The organism is Blastococcus sp. OS1-29 (assembly GCF_057628075.1).
In genome coordinates this window covers 176486-193537 of the sequence record NZ_JBXXJK010000006.1, presented here as the reverse complement: position 1 = coordinate 193537, position 17052 = coordinate 176486, and the positions used below count along the sequence as shown (strand labels likewise).

The 17052-nt window shown below is 75.0% G+C and carries 14 protein-coding genes; all 14 read right to left on the bottom strand.

All coding sequences use genetic code 11. From position 1 onward, the window contains the following. Window positions 1-29 precede the first annotated feature (29 nt). Window positions 30-737 (bottom strand): YggS family pyridoxal phosphate-dependent enzyme, encoded by a 708-nt coding sequence (locus AC2H4J_RS16760; RefSeq protein ID WP_487466017.1) that lies wholly within the window; start codon window positions 735-737, stop codon window positions 30-32. Then, a complete protein-coding gene (pgeF, locus tag AC2H4J_RS16755) occupies window positions 734-1468 on the bottom strand; it encodes a peptidoglycan editing factor PgeF (protein ID WP_487466016.1) in 735 nt (244 codons plus the stop codon). The genes AC2H4J_RS16760 and pgeF overlap by 4 nt, the downstream gene beginning before the upstream one ends. Window positions 1469-1489: 21 nt before the next feature. Continuing rightward, window positions 1490-2803 carry a cell division protein FtsZ gene (gene ftsZ / locus AC2H4J_RS16750; protein WP_487466015.1) on the bottom strand — a complete coding sequence of 438 codons (1314 nt, stop codon included), beginning with the start codon at window positions 2801-2803 and terminating at the stop codon, window positions 1490-1492. A gap of 342 nt (window positions 2804-3145) precedes the next feature. Continuing rightward, complete coding sequence (locus AC2H4J_RS16745; RefSeq protein WP_487466014.1) at window positions 3146-3946, bottom strand: cell division protein FtsQ/DivIB; 801 nt, start codon at window positions 3944-3946, stop codon at window positions 3146-3148. Next, entirely contained in the window at window positions 3943-5397 is a 1455-nt protein-coding gene (gene murC, locus AC2H4J_RS16740; protein ID WP_487466013.1) for a UDP-N-acetylmuramate--L-alanine ligase, read from the bottom strand. Before murC ends, AC2H4J_RS16745 begins: the two co-directional genes overlap by 4 nt. Further along, entirely contained in the window at window positions 5394-6515 is a 1122-nt protein-coding gene (gene murG / locus AC2H4J_RS16735; RefSeq protein WP_487466012.1) for an undecaprenyldiphospho-muramoylpentapeptide beta-N-acetylglucosaminyltransferase, read from the bottom strand. The genes murC and murG overlap by 4 nt, the downstream gene beginning before the upstream one ends. Beyond that, entirely contained in the window at window positions 6512-8044 is a 1533-nt protein-coding gene (gene ftsW / locus AC2H4J_RS16730; RefSeq protein ID WP_487466011.1) for a putative lipid II flippase FtsW, read from the bottom strand. Before ftsW ends, murG begins: the two co-directional genes overlap by 4 nt. Further along, window positions 8041-9465, bottom strand: a complete 1425-nt coding sequence (murD, locus tag AC2H4J_RS16725; RefSeq protein ID WP_487466010.1) for a UDP-N-acetylmuramoyl-L-alanine--D-glutamate ligase — start codon at window positions 9463-9465, stop codon at window positions 8041-8043. The genes ftsW and murD overlap by 4 nt, the downstream gene beginning before the upstream one ends. 2 nt (window positions 9466-9467) lie before the next feature. Further along, window positions 9468-10547, bottom strand: coding sequence for a phospho-N-acetylmuramoyl-pentapeptide-transferase (mraY, locus tag AC2H4J_RS16720; RefSeq protein ID WP_487466009.1), 1080 nt, complete (start codon window positions 10545-10547; stop codon window positions 9468-9470). Further along, the gene (locus AC2H4J_RS16715; RefSeq protein WP_487466008.1) at window positions 10544-11980 is read right to left on the bottom strand and encodes a UDP-N-acetylmuramoyl-tripeptide--D-alanyl-D-alanine ligase; all 1437 of its coding nucleotides are present in this window, start codon (window positions 11978-11980) and stop codon (window positions 10544-10546) included. Before AC2H4J_RS16715 ends, mraY begins: the two co-directional genes overlap by 4 nt. Beyond that, window positions 11977-13509: a UDP-N-acetylmuramoyl-L-alanyl-D-glutamate--2,6-diaminopimelate ligase gene (locus AC2H4J_RS16710; protein WP_487466007.1), complete on the bottom strand. Its 1533-nt coding sequence runs from the start codon at window positions 13507-13509 to the stop codon at window positions 11977-11979. The genes AC2H4J_RS16715 and AC2H4J_RS16710 overlap by 4 nt, the downstream gene beginning before the upstream one ends. A gap of 104 nt (window positions 13510-13613) precedes the next feature. Continuing rightward, window positions 13614-15407 (bottom strand): peptidoglycan D,D-transpeptidase FtsI family protein, encoded by a 1794-nt coding sequence (locus AC2H4J_RS16705; RefSeq protein ID WP_487466006.1) that lies wholly within the window; start codon window positions 15405-15407, stop codon window positions 13614-13616. Between the two features lie 4 nt (window positions 15408-15411). Then, window positions 15412-15906 (bottom strand): cell division protein FtsL, encoded by a 495-nt coding sequence (gene ftsL / locus AC2H4J_RS16700; RefSeq protein WP_487466005.1) that lies wholly within the window; start codon window positions 15904-15906, stop codon window positions 15412-15414. Further along, the gene (gene rsmH / locus AC2H4J_RS16695; protein ID WP_487466004.1) at window positions 15903-16895 is read right to left on the bottom strand and encodes a 16S rRNA (cytosine(1402)-N(4))-methyltransferase RsmH; all 993 of its coding nucleotides are present in this window, start codon (window positions 16893-16895) and stop codon (window positions 15903-15905) included. Before rsmH ends, ftsL begins: the two co-directional genes overlap by 4 nt. Window positions 16896-17052 lie beyond the last annotated feature (157 nt).

Sequence of the window (17052 nt, the reverse complement as noted above, 5' to 3'; positions counted from 1 at the left end):
GTCCACGGGGCCCGTGTTGCCGATGTGACTCATGTGGTCTCCCCGGAGGCTAGGGCGCGATCTCCGAACAACGCGGTTCCGACACGCACGACGGTCGCACCGGCTGCGACGGCTTCCTCGAGATCTCCGCTCATGCCCGCGGACAGCTCGACGGCGTCCGGATGGTCGGCGCGCAGGCGGGCCGCCAGCGCCGCGAGGCGTTCGAACGCCGGCCCCGGCTCCTCCCCGCGCGGGGCGACCGCCATCAGACCGCGCAGGCGCAGCCCGGGCGACGAGGCGACGAGGTCCGCCAGCGAGGGCAGGTCGTCCGGCGCGGCGCCGCCGCGGGCGGCGATCTCCCCGGCGGCTCCGCCCAGGTCCACCTGCACGAGGACGTCGACCGGCGCGTCGCCGTCCTGCCCCGCCCGGTCCAGCGTGCGGGCGAGCGAGGCGCGGTCGACGGTGTGCACCACGGCGCCCAGCCGCGCCACCGCGGCGGCCTTGTTGCGCTGCAGCTGACCGATGAAGTGCCAGCGCACGGGAAGGTCGGGCAGCTCCCCCGCCTTGCTCAGCAGCTCCTGGGCCCGGTTCTCACCGAAGTCGCGCTGCCCGAGGGCAGCCAGGGCCCGGACGTCGTCCGCCGGCCACGTCTTGCTGACCGCGAGCAGCGCCACCTCCGACGGCTCGCGCCCGGCGGCCCGTGCCGCCGCGTCGATGCGCGCCCGCACCGCCTCCAGGTTCGCGGCGAGGTCGCTCACAGTGGGAGCCAGACGAGCCCGGCCTGCCGGCCGGTGACGCCGTCGCGGCGATGGGAGAACAGCGTCGGGTCCTCGGCTGTGCACCGAGGGTCGAGCACCACCTGTGGAATGCCGGCCCTGTGCAGCCCCTCGGCGACCCCGGCGCGCAGATCCAGGCCCGGGGTGCCCTTCCGGGTGGCGACGGCGGCAGCGGGCGCCACGCGGGCCACCGCGCGCTGCATCTCCTCGGGCACCTCGTAGCAGGCGCCGCACACGGCGGGGCCGAGGAGCGCGGTGACGTGCCGCGCCCGCGCGCCGAGGCTCGCCATGGCCGACAGGGCGGCGGGGACGACGCCCTGCCGCACCCCCTCCCGGCCGGCGTGCACGGCGGCGACGACCCCGGTCTCGTGGTCGGCCAGCAGGACCGGCACGCAGTCGGCCACCAGGACGCACAGGACCAGCCCGGGCGTGGCGGTGACGACGGCGTCGGTGGCGGGGACCGCCCCGTTCTGCGGCCCGTCGACGACGGCCACGTTCGTGCCGTGCACCTGGTTCATCCAGACCAGCCGGTCCTCGGGGACGCCGAGCTCCCGGGCGACGCGGGCGCGGTTGGCGGCGACGTCGGCCGGGTCGTCGCCCACGTGGTCGCCGAGGTTGAACGACTCGTACGGGGAACGGGACCGGCCGCCCCGCCGGTCCGTGACGACCCTGCGGGGTCGGACGGACGGCGGAGCGGCCGGGGAGGAACTCATGGGGACATCGTCCCCGTCGGGTCAGCCCTTGAGGAACTCGGGGATGTCCAGCTCTTCCTCGAAGTCCTCGTTCGACAGCGGACGGCGTCCCGCCACCGGTCCGGGGATCGGCGGCAGCGGCGGCACGGTGATGCCACCCCCGCTGGGCGCCTGGGCGGTGCGGGCGGCCGAGGCCGGCGTGCCGACCGCGGTCTGCGGCGCGGGCTGCGGCACCGACGGCGAGCTGGCGGTCTGCGGGACCACCCGCCGCTCCCCCGCCGCCTGGTGGACCGGCTGCTGGTGGACCGGCGCGCCGGCCCCCGGCCGCCGGTAGGGCGGGAGCCCTCCGGCGGCGGCCGCGGGCGAACCCGTGACCATCGCGGCGCCGGTGTCCTTGCGCGAGGCGGGCCGGCCGCTGTCGAAGCCGGCCGCGATCACCGTCACCCGGACCTCGTCACCCAGGGCGTCGTCGATGACGGCGCCGAAGATGATGTTGGCGTCCGCGTGCGCGGCGTCGGAGACCAGCGAGGCGGCCTCGTTGATCTCGAACAGGCCCAGGTCCGACCCGCCGGAGATCGACAGGAGCACGCCATGGGCGCCCTCCATCGAGGCCTCCAGCAGCGGACTCGCGATCGCCTGCTCGGCAGCCAGCAGCGCACGGTTGTCCCCGCGTGCACTGCCGATGCCCATCAGCGCCGAGCCTGCGCCGGACATGACCGACTTGACGTCGGCGAAGTCCAGGTTGATCAGGCCGGGCGTGGTGATCAGGTCGGTGATGCCCTGGACACCGGACAGCAGCACCTGGTCGGCGGTCCGGAAGGCATCCATGACGCTGACGTTGCGATCACCCAGCTGCAGCAGCCGGTCGTTCGGGATCACGATCAGCGTGTCGCACTCGTTGCGCAGTTCCTCGATGCCCGACTCGGCCTGCACCGCGCGCCGCTTGCCCTCGAAGGCGAACGGGCGCGTGACCACGCCGATGGTCAGGGCGCCGAGCTTGCGGGCGATGGACGCGACGACCGGCGCACCACCGGTGCCCGTGCCACCGCCCTCACCCGCCGTCACGAAGACCATGTCGGCCCCCTTGAGGACCTCCTCGATCTCCTCGCGGTGGTCCTCGGCGGCCTGCCTGCCGACGTCGGGCTGCGCGCCCGCGCCGAGGCCGCGCGTGAGCTCGCGACCCACGTCGAGCTTCACGTCGGCGTCGCTCATCAGCAACGCCTGCGCGTCGGTGTTGATCGCGATGAACTCGACCCCCTTGAGGCCGACTTCGATCATGCGATTGACCGCGTTCACCCCGCCGCCGCCGATGCCGACGACCTTGATGACCGCTAGATAGTTGTGCGGAGGTGTCATGCGGCGCTCCCCAACTGGACCCTCATCCTCAAGTTCAGCCTTACAGTTATGTCAACTCGGTCGACGAGGACGAAGTTAGGTGGGGCCAAGAGGCCGACACAAACACCCTCCACGGGTCGGCGTGTCGGTAGTGCGCGATCCCACCGAACACTCGGGACCCGTTGGTCACATCCGCACCACTGGCTGTGACGACCCGCCCCGGAAACGTCTCATGCCGAGGTCCAGACCGGCGTGTGCTTGGAATACGGGAACTCGCGAAACTGATGTTGCGTGTCGGGCGTGTCGCGCCGTCGGCGTGTCCCCGATCCGGCGTCCGAGAGGGTCCGGAGGGCGCCGAGGGGCTCACCGGAGGACGACGGCCTGCGGTGCGCTGACGTCGATCGTCGTCGCCGGGTCGAGCCCGCCGTCGGCGAGCTGGCCGAGCACCGCCTCCAGGGCGTCGCCCTTGCGACCGGACTTCTCCGGGCCACCCCAGCGGACGGCGGTGCCGTCGGTCAGCGTCAGGGTGATGTCGTCGGGCGTCACGGCCGTCACGGAGACCACCTGCCCGCGCAGCTTCGCCGACAGCGCCTCGATCGCGGTGAGGCCGGCCATCGTCGCGGGATCGCCGGGCCCGGGAGCCACCACGTCCAACGGCACCACCCCGGCGGGCGGCGACCCGCTCACCGTGTCGAAGAGGACGCCGTGGGCATCGACCAGGGTGCGCTGCCCGGGCTCCCCCACGACCGCGACCGGCACCCGCTCCACCACGGTGACGACGACGGTGTGCGGCCAGCCGCGGGTCACCTCGACCGAGGCAACCTGGGGCAGCCGGCCGATCCGGGCCCGGGCGGCGTCGACGTCGACCCGCAGCAGCGGGGTGCCCGGCTGGATGCCGGCGGTCTGTCGCACCAGGTCGGCGGGCAGCGTGCGGACGCCGTCGACCTGTACCGAGCTGACGCCCAGCACCGGGCTGACGAGCAGCAGCCAGACGACCGCCACCAGCGCGGCGACCGCGACCGCGAGCTGCACCGGGCGACGGTTCCGGCGGGGTGGCCGGGGGCGCCGGCGGACCAGGGGCGTCACCGCCGGGGTCGGACGCCGCTCGGGCGCCCGCCGCGACCGGCCGGTGCGGTCCCGGGTCGTCGTCCCGGTGCGGTTCACCGCGCCGTTTCCTCGGCGTCGCCCCTCGCCCCGTCCTTTCCGCGCAGCGCCTCGAGCACCTCCGGTCCGACCATGGACACATCGCCGGCACCCATCGTCAGCACCAGGTCGCCGGGCCGGGCCCGCGCCGCGAGCGCCGGGGCCGCCGCCGACCAGGAGGGCTCGAACAGCACCCGGTCGGGCGGCAGCGGGACGACGTCGGCGACCAGGGCGCCGGTCACGCCGGGGACCGGGTCCTCGCGGGCCCCGTAGACGTCCATGACCACGACGTCGTCGGCCAGTCCCAGGGCCGCACCGAACCCCGCGGCGAACTCCTGGGTGCGGCTGTACAGGTGCGGCTGGAACGCCACCACCAGCCGGCCGCTGCCGACGACGGCTCGTGCGGCCTTCAGCTGGGCGGTCACCTCGGTCGGGTGGTGGGCGTAGTCGTCGTACACGCGGACGCCGCCGACGACGCCCTTGAGCTCGAAGCGGCGGTGCACGCCACCGAACCGGCCGAGGCCGTCGATCAGGCCCGCGGCGGGCAGCCCCAGCTCGAGCCCGGCCAGCAGGGCAGCCGCGCTGTTGAGTGCCATGTGCTCGCCCGGCACCTGGATCCGCACGCGGCCCAGCTCCTGCCCGTCGAGGACGGCGGTGTAGCTCGTGGCGTCGGGAGCCACGTCGAGGTCGGTCACCCGCAGGTCGGCGTCCGCCGCGCGGCCGTACGTGCGCAGCCGGGCCGGCGTCGGCACGGCGCCCAGCCGTGCGGCCCCTGGGTCGTCGGCACAGACGATCACGAAGCCCCGCTCGTCGATCGTGCCGAGGAACCGGTCGAACGCGGCCTCGACGGCGGCCAGGTCGCCGTAGTTGTCGAGGTGGTCGGCCTCGACGTTGGTGACGATGGCGCCGAAGGGGGCGAGCAGCAGGAAGGAGCGGTCGCTCTCGTCGGCCTCGGCGACGAAGATGTCGCCCTCGCCGGAGTGCGCGTTGCTGCCGGACTCGTTGAGGTCGCCGCCGATGGCGAAGGACGGATCCACCCCGCAGGCCTGGACGGCGACCGTGAGCATCGACGTCGTCGACGTCTTGCCGTGCGTGCCGGCCACGGCGATGCTGCGCCGGCCCGCCATGACCGCGGCGAGCGCGACGGCCCGCGGCAGCACGCGCAGACCGCGGTCTCGGGCGGTGGCCAGCTCCGGGTTGTCCGGCCGGATCGCCGTCGAGACCACGACGGTGTCGGCGTCGCCGAGGTGGGCCGGGTCGTGCCCGACCTCGACCCGGGCGCCGAGGGCGCGCAGCGCGAGCAGGGTCGGGGTGTCCCGCCGGTCGCTGCCCGACACGGGCACGCCGCGGGCCAGCAGGATCCGGGCGATGCCGCTCATCCCGGCGCCACCGATGCCCACGAAGTGCACGGCGCCGAGCTCCGTGAGCGACGGCACCGGATCGGTCCAGGCCGCCACGTCCGCAGCACTCACTTCCCCGCCACCCCTCGCCCCGCCACCTCGAGCACGATGTCGGCCAGCCGCTCGTCGGCGTCGGGGATCCCGGCGGCGGCGGCATGCGCGGCGTAGCCGGCCAGTGCCGCGGGATCGGTGAGCAGCGGCACCAGGTGCGACTGGATCCAGGTGGCGTCCAGGTCGGCGTCCTCCACCAGCAGCCCGCCGCCGGCCTCGACGACCGGCAGGGCGTTGCGCCGCTGCTCGCCGTTGCCGATCGGCAGCGGGACGAACGCCGCCGGCAGCCCGACGGCGGACACCTCCGCGACGGTCACCGCGCCCGACCGGCACAGGGCGAGGTCGGCGGCGGCGTAGGCGAGGTCCATGCGCTCCAGATAGTCCACGACCACGTACGGCGCACTACCCGCGGGCCGCTCGGCGACCTGCACGTCGGTGTTCTTGGGACCGCGCGCGTGCAGGACCTGCACCCCGGCGGCGGTGAGCGCGTCGGCCGCCGCGACGGCGGCCCGGTTCAGCGACGCCGCCCCCTGCGAACCGCCGAACACCAGCAGCGTGGGCCGGTCGGGGTCCAGGCCGAACGCGGCCCGCGCCTCCCCGCGGCGGGCCGTCCGATCGAGGGAGCTGATCGTCGTCCGCAGGGGCATGCCCACCTGCTCGGCGTGCCGCAGCGGGGTGTTCGGCGCGGTGACCGCCACCCGCGCGGCCAGCCGCGCTCCGATCCGATTGGCCAGGCCGGGCAGGGCGTTCTGCTCCTGCACGACGACGGGCACCCGGGCCCGCCGGGCGGCGAGGTAGGCGGGCAGCGCGACGTAGCCGCCGAACCCGACGACCACGTCGGCGGACAGCTCCTCCAGCAGCGCCCGGGTCTCCGCGACCGCCCGCCACACACGGCCGGGCACCCGTAACAGGTCGGGCGTCGGCTTGCGCGGCAGCGGCACCGGCGGGATCAGCCGGAGGTCGTACCCGCGGGCAGGCACCAGCCGGGTCTCCATGCCGCGGGAGGTGCCCAGGCACGTGATGCGCAGGTCCGCTCCCCCGTCCACCCGGCGGCGCAGCGCGTCGGCCAGGGCGAGCATGGGCTCGATGTGCCCGCCGGTCCCGCCGCCGGCGAGCACGATGCTCAGCGGTCGCGTCACCGCTGTCCCCCGGCACGGCGCTGTCCCTCGCCGAGACCCTGTCCCTCGCCGCGACGCTGCCCCTCGCCGCGACGCGATGGCGCCGTCCGCGGTCGCGGCCTCGCCGGCTCGGGAACGGGGCGCGGAGGCATCCGGCGGGGATGTTCGTCGTCCGGACGACGGGTGGGGGCCGGGCGCGAGCGCACGACGGTGCGGCCGTTGCCGACCACCGGCCGGGCGGACGGACGATCCTCCGGACGCCGGCGCGGGCGCACGCGGTCGACCGCCGACCCGGGCACGGGCAGGAGCAGCCGGGCCAGCCGGCCGCGGGCGCGGCCGCGCTCGGCCTCGATCGCGGCGGGCTCCGACCGGGCGAACCGGCCCAGCAGCCCCACGATGAACAGGGTCAGGACCAGCGACGTCCCGCCGGCCGAGATGAGCGGCAGCTGCACGCCGGTCACCGGCAGCAGCCCCACCACGTAGCCCATGTTCATCGCCGCCTGGCCGACGATCCAGACGGTGATCGAGACGCTGGCGAGCTGGATGAAGCGGTCGGCCGAGCGGCGGGCGATCCGGAAGCCGGCGTAGGCGAGCACGCCGTACAGCGTGACGACGACGAGGCAGCCGAGGAAACCGAGCTCCTCCCCGATGATCGCGAAGATGTAGTCCGACTCGGCGTGCGGCAGCAGGTTCCACTTCATCGCGCTGTTGCCCAGCCCGACGCCCCACAGACCGCCGGTGGCCAGCGCGTACATGCCGCGCACCGCCTGGAAGCCGCCGTTGGTCGGGTCGGCGAAGGGATCGAGGAAAGAGGTGATCCGGGCCATCCGGTACGGGGCCGCCTTGATCAGGATCGCGATCAGCACCGCCGCCGCGGCCGCGAACCAGCCGAAGTACTTCATCGGCATCCCGGCGCCCCAGAGCAGGCCGACCAGCACCAGGCCCAGGCTGACGACGGCGCCGAAGTCGGGTTCGACGATCAGCAGCAGCGAGAGGACGCCGAACACCGGCAGCACGGGCACGAGCAGGCTCTTGGTGGTCAGGTAGCGCTCCCGCAGCGCCAGCATGTGCGCGCCCCACAGCGCGAAGACCAGCTTGGCGACCTCCGAGGGCTGCAGGTGGGCGAACCCGAGGTCGAACCACTGGCGGGCGCCGTTGATCCGCTTGCCGATGCCCGGCACCAGCACGAGGAGCAGCAGGAACGCCACGCCGACCAGCGCGATCGGCGCCCACCGGCGGATGAACCCGGTGGGCAGCCGGAGCGCGACCAGCATGGCCCCGACGCCGAGCGCGGCCCAGATCAGCTGCTGGACGCCGGGCGCCCAGACCGGCTCGTGGGCCAGCGCCGCCTCGATCGACGAGGCGGAGAAGACCATGACCAGGCCGATGGTGAGCAGCAGCCCGGCCGCGCCGAACACGAGGTGGGAGCTCGTCATCGGCCCGTCCAGCCAGGCGGGACCACGGAAGCGGGGCGCGCGCTCGTGCCGGGTGGGCGGCGAGGGCACGCGGCGATCGGCGCCGGCGGTGCGCGGCCGGGTCGTCGTGCTCACCGGTCGCCCAGGGCCCGCACTGCGTCGGCGAAGGCCTGCCCGCGGTGGCCGTAGTCCCGGAAGACGTCCATCGAGGCGGCGGCGGGCGCCAGGAGCACCGTGTCGCCGGGCCGGGCGAGGTCGGCCGCGGCAGCGACGACACGCGTCATCGTCGCCTCGCCCGTCACACCAGTCCCGTCCACCCCGTCATCGTCGCCGCTGGGCACCGTGACCACGGGGACCATGGGGGCGTGTCGCGCCAGGGAGGCGGCGATCCGGTCGCGGTCACGGCCGAGCAGGACCACGCCGGAGAGGCGCCCGGCGACCGCGGCCACCAGCGGATCGACGTCCGCGCCCTTGAGCAGTCCCCCCGCGATCCAGACCACCCGCGGGTACGCGGCCAGCGAGGCGCCGGCCGCGTGCGGGTTGGTGGCCTTGCTGTCGTCGACGTAGTCGACCCCGGCCACGGTGCCGACCAGCACGTTGCGGTGGGCCCCGCCGCGGAATCCGGCCAGCCCCCGGCCGACCGCCTCCGCCGGGATGCCGATCGCCCGGGCCAGCGCCGCCGCGGCGAGAGCGTTGACCCGGTTGTGCGGCCCGGGCACCTGGAGGTCGGCCAGGTCGAGCAGCAGCTCACCGGCGGGGTCGGCGGCGAACGCGCGGTCGACCAGCGCTCCCGACCGGACGCCGAGCTGACCGGGGGCCGGCTCCCCCAGGGTGACCGTCACGGGGTGCGGATGGCCGGTGACGAGCGCGGCGGCCACCGGGTCGCCGGCGTCGGCCACCGCCACCGGTGCGAGCCGGAGGATGCGGGCCTTCGCGTCGCGGTACGCAGCGAAGGAGCCGTGCCAGTCGGTGTGGTCGTCGGCGACGTTCAGGACGGCGGCCGCGGCGGGCGCCAGCGACGACGACCAGTGCAGCTGGAAGCTGGACAGTTCGACGGCGATCGCGTCGTAGGCCGGCGTGCCGTCGGGTGCCACCTCCGTGACCACCTCGATCAGCGGGCGGCCGACGTTGCCCGCCGCCACCGCCCGCCGTCCGGCCGCCAGCAGGATCGCCTCGAGCATGGTGACCGTCGTCGTCTTGCCGTTGGTGCCGGTGACCGCCAGCCAGGGCGCCGGCTCGCCGCCGGGCGCCGCGGCCCGCAACCGCCAGGCGAGCTCGGGCTCGCCCACGACCTCGATCCCCCGGGCGGCGGCATCGGCCAGCAGCGGGGCGTCCGGCCGCCAGCCCGGCGAGGTGACCACCAGGTCCGTGCCGTCGGGCACCGTCGCCAGCGGTCCGCGCCAGCTGGCCCCGGCGGCGACGAGCTCGGCCGCCGCGTCGCGCTCGGCGGCGTCGGTCAGCAGCACGCGGGCGCCGGTGCGCAGGAGCACCCGGGCCGCCGCGGCCCCGGACACCCCGAGCCCGGCGACCAGCACGGTCCGCCCCGACAGCTGCACGGTCAGAGCCCGACGAAGTCGAGCCAGTCGGCGTAGAACAGCCCGATGCCGAAGGCGACGGCCATGGCGGTGACCAGCCAGAACCGCACGATGACGGTGTTCTCGGTCCAGCCCGCGAGCTCGAAGTGGTGGTGCAGGGGCGCCATGCGGAACACGCGACGCCGGGTGGCGCGAAAGAACGCCACCTGGATGACCACCGACAGCGTGACCGCGACGAACAGCCCGCCGAGGACGACGAGCAGCAGCTCGGTGCGGGTCACGATCGCCAGCCCCGACAGCAGCCCGCCCAGCGCCAGCGAGCCGGTGTCGCCCATGAAGATCCGTGCCGGACTGGTGTTCCACCACAGGAACCCCAGGCATGCGCCCAGGCCCGCCGCCGCGACCAGCGTGACGTCGAGCGGGTCCCGCACGGCGTAGCAGCCGTCGATGAGCTCGTTGGCGCAGTCGTGGGTGAACTGCCAGAAGGAGATGAACACGTAGGACGCGAAGACCATCGCCGAGGAGCCCGCGGCCAGGCCGTCGAGTCCGTCGGTGAGGTTGACCGCGTTGGAGAACCCGGCGATGAAGAGGTACGCCAGGATCACGAACGCGACCGAGCCGAGGGCGAAGGGCGCGATGTCGCGGACGTAGCTGACGAAGGTCGAGGCCGGCGTGACGCCGTCGGAGTTGGGGAAGTTGATCGCCAGCACCGCGAACGCCACCCCGACGACCAGCTGGCCGACGAGCTTGGCGGTCTTGTTGAGCCCGAGGCTGCGGCGGTGCCGGATCTTCAGGTAGTCGTCGAGGAAGCCCACGGTGCCCATGCCGACCATCAGGAACAGCAGCATGATCCCGGTGGCGGTGAAGCCCCACCCGGACCGGCCGGTCAGGAACAGGTGGGGGCCGATGTACCCGACCACCGTGGCGCCGACGATCACGGTTCCACCCATGGTGGGCGTGCCCTGCTTGGACAGGTGGCTCTCGGGGCCGTCGTCCCGGATCTCCTGCCCCATCCCCTGCCGGCGGAAGGCCCGGATGGCGACGGGGGTGAGCAGGATCGAGATGATGAAGCCGAAGCCGGCCGCGATCAGGACGGACTTCACGCCCTGTCCCCCGCGGCGTGGCCCTCTGCGACGTGGTCCCGCTCCGCGAGGAGGTCGGCGGCGAGCTGCTCCAGACCGTAGGAGCGGCTGGCCTTGACGAGGACGACGTCCCCCGGCCGCAGCACCTCCGAGAGCAGGTCGCGGGCGGTGGCCCGGTCCGGCACGTGCACCGACTCCTCTCCTGCGCCTCGTCCTGCAGCCAGCCCGGCTGCCGCCGCGCCGTCGGCTATGCCTACCGCATCGGGCCCGACCGCCACGATCAGGTCGACCCCGGCGGCGGCCGCGTCGCGGCCGAGCCGCTCGTGCTCGTCGGTGGCGTCGGGTCCCAGCTCGGCCATGGCGCCGAGGACGGCGATCCGCCGCGTGCCCGAGAGCCCGGCGAGCGCCGCCAGGGCGGCGCGCATCGACTCGGGGTTGGCGTTGTACGCGTCGTTGACGACGGTCACCCCGTCGTCGCGCCGGGAGACCTCCATGCGCCACCGGCTGCGCGGTCCGGCGGCCGTCAGCGCGGCCGCGACCTGCGCGGGCGCCATGCCGGCCGCCAGCGCGGCACCCGCGGCCGACAGCGCGTTGGCGACCTGGTGCTCACCCACCACCTGCAGCGCCACCGGGTGCTGCTCGCCGCCCGCGACGAGGGTGAAGCGGGCGCGTGCGGTCTCGTCCAGGGTGACGTCGACCGCCCGGACGTCGGCGTCCTCGCCGCGACCCGTGGTCACGACGCGGGCGACGGTGCGCGGCGCCATGCCGATGACCCGGGGGTCGTCGGCGTTGAGGACGGCCGTGCCCTCGTCGCTCAGCGCCTCGACGAGCTCGCCCTTGGCCTCGGCGATCCCCTCGGCGCTGCCGAACTCGCCCAGGTGGGCGCTCCCGACGTTGAGCACCACGCCGATCCGCGGGCGGGCGACGCGGCACAGCCGGGCGATGTGCCCGCGGCCCCGGGCGCCCATCTCCAGCACCAGGAAACGCGTCTGCTCGTCGGCGTCGAGCACGGTCAGCGGCAGGCCGATGTCGTTGTTGTAGGACCCGGGCGGGCTGACCGTGGGTCCCGCCGCGCCCAGCACCTGGCCGAGCAGGTCCTTGGTGGAGGTCTTCCCCGACGAGCCGGTGATCGCCAGCGTCAGCAGGCCGCCCGTCACGAGCCGGGTGTGCACGCCGGCCGCCAGCCGGCCGAGCGCCTCCACCGGGTCGGCGACCACGATGCAGGCCAGGGCGTCGTGGGGACGGGTGGTGAGGGCCGCGACGGCCCCGGCCGCCGCGGCAGCGGGCAGGAAGTCCGCGCCGTCCACCCGCTCGCCGGCCACGGCCACGAACAGGTCGCCGTCGGCCACCGCCCGGGAGTCGAGGGTGACCGTGCCCGTGACGGTCGCGTCCGGTGAGCGGGTCAGCTCGCCACCGGTCAGCTCGGCGATCTCGGCCAGGGTGAGCGCGATCATGCCGGCGCCCCCGTCCCGGCTCCGCTGCCGACGAGGACGTCGCGCAGCACGCTGCGGTCGTCGAAGGGGTGCACGGTGCCGGCGATCTCCTGACCGGTCTCGTGGCCCTTGCCGGCGATCAGCAGGGTGTCCCCCGGCCCGGCCAGCTCCACGGCGGTGGCGATCGCGGTGCGCCGGTCGCCGATCTCGTGCACCTGCGCCCGGTCGGCCTCGGGGACCTCGCGGACGCCGGCGAGCATGGCCGCGCGGATGGCGCCGGGGTCCTCGGAGCGCGGGTTGTCGTCGGTCACGACCAGGACATCGCTCAGCCGGGCCGCAGAGGTACCCATCGCCGCCCGTTTCCCGGGATCGCGGTCGCCGCCGCAGCCCAGGACGGTGATCAGCCGCCCGGAGGTTTCGCCGCGCAGGGCGCCGAGCGCGGTCGCCACCGCGTCCGGCGTGTGGGCGTAGTCCACGACCGCGACGAACGGCTGGCCGGCGTCGACCGGCTCCATCCGCCCGGGGACGACCGTGTCGGCGATCCCCGCCAGCGCAGTCTCCACCGACACCCCGACCGCGTCGAGGAGAGCCACCGCGAGCACGGCGTTGGCCACGTTGAAGGCCCCGGGCAGCCGCACGCGTGCCGGCCAGGTGCCGCCGTCCGGACCGTGCAGGGTGAAGGTGGAGCCGCCACCGCGGGCCGGCTCGACCTCCGACGCCGTCCAGTCGCCGGGCCCGGTGAGGGCGACGGTGGCCGCGTCGGGGCGCAGCCCGGCGAGCCGGCGGCCGGCGTCGTCGTCGACCGTCACGACCTCGCGGGCGGCCCGGCCGTCGAACAGCCGGGCCTTGGCCCGGAAGTAGTCCTCGATGTCGGCGTGGAAGTCGAGGTGGTCGCGGCCGAGGTTGGTGAAGCCGGCCACGGCGAAGCGCACGCCCCCGACCCGGCCCATCACCAGCGCGTGGCTGGACACCTCCATGACCACCGCCGACACCCCGGCCTCGGCCATCGAGGCCAGCAGGGCGTGCAGGGCGGGCGCCTCCGGGGTCGTGCGGACGCTCGGGATCTCGGTGACCGTGGGCCGGCCGGCGTCGTCCCGGCCGCGGGTGCGGGTCTGCACCGTGCCGATCAGGCCGGTTCCCAGCCCGGCAGCGGCGAGACCCGCCTCGACCAGGTAGGCCGTCGTCGTCTTGCCGTTGGTCCCGGTGATCCCGAGCACCGTCAGCCGGCTGCTCGGCTCGCCGTACACGCGGTCGGCGACGGCGCCGAGCACGGCGCGCGGCTCGTCGACCACGCACACCGGCAGGCCGGTCGCGAGCGCGGCGTCCCGGCCGGTGGGGTCGGTCAGGACGGCGACCGCGCCACGGGAGACCGCGTCCTGCACGTACTGGACGCCGTGCGTGCGGGCTCCTGGCAGGGCCGCGTACAGATCGCCGGGCGCGACCTCACCGGAGGCCAGCGTGACCCCGCCGACCGCGGTGCCGTCCGCCGGGCCCCCGACGGGTGCGCCGAGGAGGTCGGCGAGCTCGGCGAGCAGCAGCGGGCGGGTCACGGGGCTCCAATCTACCGGCGAGGGGTGCCGCGTCCGCGCACCTCGGCGGGTCGGCGCTGCCGCGGGCGCCGCCGCCGCCGCGGAAAGGCGCCCGGCGGCACGGCTCAGGGAGCCTCGAGGACGAAGTCGGGGCGCGCGGTGCCGGACGGGACGACGCCCCCTGCGGTGAGGGCGTACCGCATGATGTCGGCGAACACGGGGGCGGCGACCTGGCCTCCCTCGGCGTCGCTGCTGGGGCGCTCCAGGTCGACGGCGACGACGTACTTCGGGTCGTCGGCCGGGGCGAACCCGACGAACGTGGTCACGTACCCGCCGCCCGCGTAGCAGTTGCACGCGGGGTTGGCCCGCTGCGCGGTGCCGGTCTTGCCCGCCACCCGGAAGCCCTCGATCTGGCCGAGCGGCGCGGTGCCGCCGGGACCGACGACCGCCTCGAGCATGTACGCCATCTTCTTGGCCGTGTCCGGACTGATCACCCGGGTGCTCTTCGGCTCCGCCGCCTCGACGACCCGCCCGTTCGGGCCGGTGACCGAGTCGACCAGTCGCGGCTCGATCCGGGTCCCGCCGTTGGCGATGGTCTGGTAGATCGACGCCATCTGCAGCGTCGTCACCGACACACCCTGGCCGATCGGCACGTTCGCCGCACGGCTCGCCGTCCAGTCCTTGGACTTCTGCAGGATGCCGGCGCTCTCGCCGGGCAGCTCGATGCCCGTCTTGGCACCCAGCCCGAAGGCGCGCAGGTAGTGCTCGAGCTTCTCGTTCCCGACCTCGCGGGCCAGCATGATGGCGCCGACGTTGCTGGACTTGGCCAGGATCCCGGTGACCGTCCAGTTCTTCGGCTCGTGGTCGTGGGCGTCGGTGACCACCTTGTCGCCGGCCTCGATGTGGCCGTTGACGCTGAGCACGGTGTCCGGCTCGGCCTTGCCCTCCTCGAGAGCGGCCGACAGGGTGACCGCCTTCATCACCGACCCGGGCTCGAAGACGTCGGAGACGACCGGGTTGCCCAGCAGGTTCGGGTCGGTCTTCGAGTAGTTGCCCGGGTCGTAACCGGGGCAGGAGCCCATGGCGGCGACGTGGCCGGTGTGCACGTCGAGGACCACGGCCGAGCCCCGGGTGGTGGCGCCGTCCGCGCACGCGGCCGCCAGCCGCTGGTCGAGGACGTACTGCAGGTCCTGGTCGAGGGTGAGCTTCACCGTGTCGCCGTCGGTGGCCGGCGTCGACTCGTCGATGCCCGACGGGATCGGGTTGCCCCCGCTGCCGACCTCCACCCGCCGGTGACCGTCGGTGCCCGCCAGCTGGTCCTGGAACGTGTGCTCGATCCCCGCGAGACCGGCGCCGTCGCGGCCGACGAAGCCCACGACCTGGCCGCCGACGACCCCGGCCGGGTACAGCCGGACCGGATCGTCTTCGTAGAAGATGCCCGAGAGCTCCAGGGCGTCGATGGCGTCGGTCGTCTCCGGCGAGACCTGACCCGCGAGGACGACGTACCGGCCGCTCTGCGACAGCTTGGCCGCCAGGTCCGCCTCCGGGACGCCGAGCAGGGGCGCGAGCTCCCGAGCGGTGCGGGCCGGGTGGCTGACCACCGTCGGGTCGGCCACGACGCGGGAGGCGGCGACGGTGTAGGCGAACGGCTTGCCGTGCTCGTCCACGACCGCGCCCCGCAGCGCTGCGATCGGATAGGTGCGCAGCCGGTCCTGCTCGGCCGCGTTGGCGTACGCGGCGCCGTCGACCCCCTGGACGACCGCCAGCCTGCCGACCACCGCGATGAGCAGGGCGCACATGATCACCAGGCCCCAGCGGTTGCGCAGCCCTCGCTGGCCGGGCGACAGACCCGTGCCGCTGCGCCGGCTCCCGGGGGCCCGGCGTGGGGTGAACGCGCCGGGGCGGACGGAGGTCGGCACCGCCTCAGTTCCCGCCCTGCGGCGCTCCGGCCGCCGGCGCGGGCTGCGGGGTGCCGCGCAGTACGGCGGAACCGTCGGGGGCTATGACGAGGTGCGCGGCCACACCCGCCGGCACCATGCCCGCGGCGGCCGCGGCGCGGGCGACCGCCTCGGGCGTGCTGCCGGAGACCACCTGCTGCTGGAGCCGCTGGAGCTCCTCGGCCCGGTCGGCGTTGGCGGTGCGCAGCTGGGTGGCCTTCAGCGAGTCGACGGCGATCGCGGTGTTGAGCACCAGCAGGCCCAGGGTGGTGCCGACCAGGAGGGCGACGACCAGCAGGACGAAGGGCGCGCGCCGGTGCCGCAGCAGCGACGCCGGCCGACGGCGGGGCCGCGTCCCGGCGGTACCGGTGACCAGGCGGAGCTCCGGCCGCGGGGTCGTCCTGGCGCCGGACCGGTGGGTGGCCCGCGGGGCGCCCGTCGTCCGCAAGGTTCCGACGCGGGCGGTGGCTCGAGTGGTCATGCTGCCCTCCGGATGCGTTCGGCGGCGCGGACCCGCGCGGACGCCGCCCGCGGGTTCGCTTCGTTCTCTGCGTCGGTGGCGGCCTCGCCGCCGCGGGTGAGCAGCCGGAGGACGGGCCCGAGCTCGGGCACCGGCACGGGGAACTCCGGCGGCGTCCGGTCCAGGGCACCGGCGGCCAGGGTCTGCTTGACGATCCGGTCCTCGAGGGAGTGGAACGTGATGACGACGACACGACCGCCGACCGCGAGCGCCTCGACGGCCGCGGGCAGGGCGCGCTCGAGGGCGCCCAGCTCGTCGTTGACCTCGATCCGCAGCGCCTGGAAGGTCCGCTTCGCCGGGTGGCCCCCGGTCCGCCGGGTGGCTGCGGGGATCGACGCACGGACCAGCTCGGCCAGCCGGCCGGTGGTGGTGAACGGTTCCCGGGTGCGCTCGCGCTCGATGGCCGCCGCGATCCGGGAGGCGAACCGCTCCTCGCCGTACACCCGGAGCACGCGGGCCAGTTCCTTGGGCGGGTAGGTGTTCACGATCTCGGCGGCGGTGCGGGGGGCGCCCGGGTCCATCCGCATGTCCAGCGGGGCGTCGACGGAGTAGCTGAAGCCGCGGTCGGGGCGGTCGAGCTGCAGAGAGGAGACGCCGAGGTCGAACAGCACACCCTGCACCTCGGCGATGCCGAGCCGGCTGAGCACGTCGGGCAGTTCGTCGAAGACGGCGGGCACCAGGGTGACCCGGTCGGCGTGTCCGGCGGCCTCGATGCGCCGGGCTGCCTCGGCCCGCGCCTCGGGGTCGCGGTCCAGCCCGATCAGCCGCAGGCCCGGGTGGGCCTCGAGCATCGCCAGGGAGTGACCGGCCAGCCCCAGGGTGGCGTCGACCAGGACGGCGCCGTCGGCGGCGCAGGCGGGGGCGAGGAGTTCGGTGACCCGCTCGAGGAGGACGGGCACGTGCACGGGCGGGCGCGCGGGATCCGGCGCCGCAGCATCCGTGCTGCTCATCGTCACTGCCTCTCGAACGGACCGGGGTTGCTTCCCGGAATGGTGCCGCGGGGGGCGGCCCGGCGGGTGGACCCGCGGGTGTGGGTGGGCGGGGTGCTCGGTTCTGGGGGCGGTGGGGCGGTGGGGCGGAGTGGGGCGGGTGGAGCGGAGTGGTGGC

Bases quoted from the DNA above. Each gene is read 5' to 3' on its own strand.
- ftsZ (WP_487466015.1), bottom strand. From the start codon at position 2,803: ATGACACCTCCGCACAACTATCTAGCGGTCATCAAGGTCGTCGGCATC.
- rsmH (WP_487466004.1), bottom strand. From the start codon at position 16,895: ATGAGCAGCACGGATGCTGCGGCGCCGGATCCCGCGCGCCCGCCCGTG.
- AC2H4J_RS16715 (WP_487466008.1), bottom strand. From the start codon at position 11,980: ATGATCGCGCTCACCCTGGCCGAGATCGCCGAGCTGACCGGTGGCGAG.
- pgeF (WP_487466016.1), bottom strand. From the start codon at position 1,468: ATGAGTTCCTCCCCGGCCGCTCCGCCGTCCGTCCGACCCCGCAGGGTC.
- ftsL (WP_487466005.1), bottom strand. From the start codon at position 15,906: ATGACCACTCGAGCCACCGCCCGCGTCGGAACCTTGCGGACGACGGGC.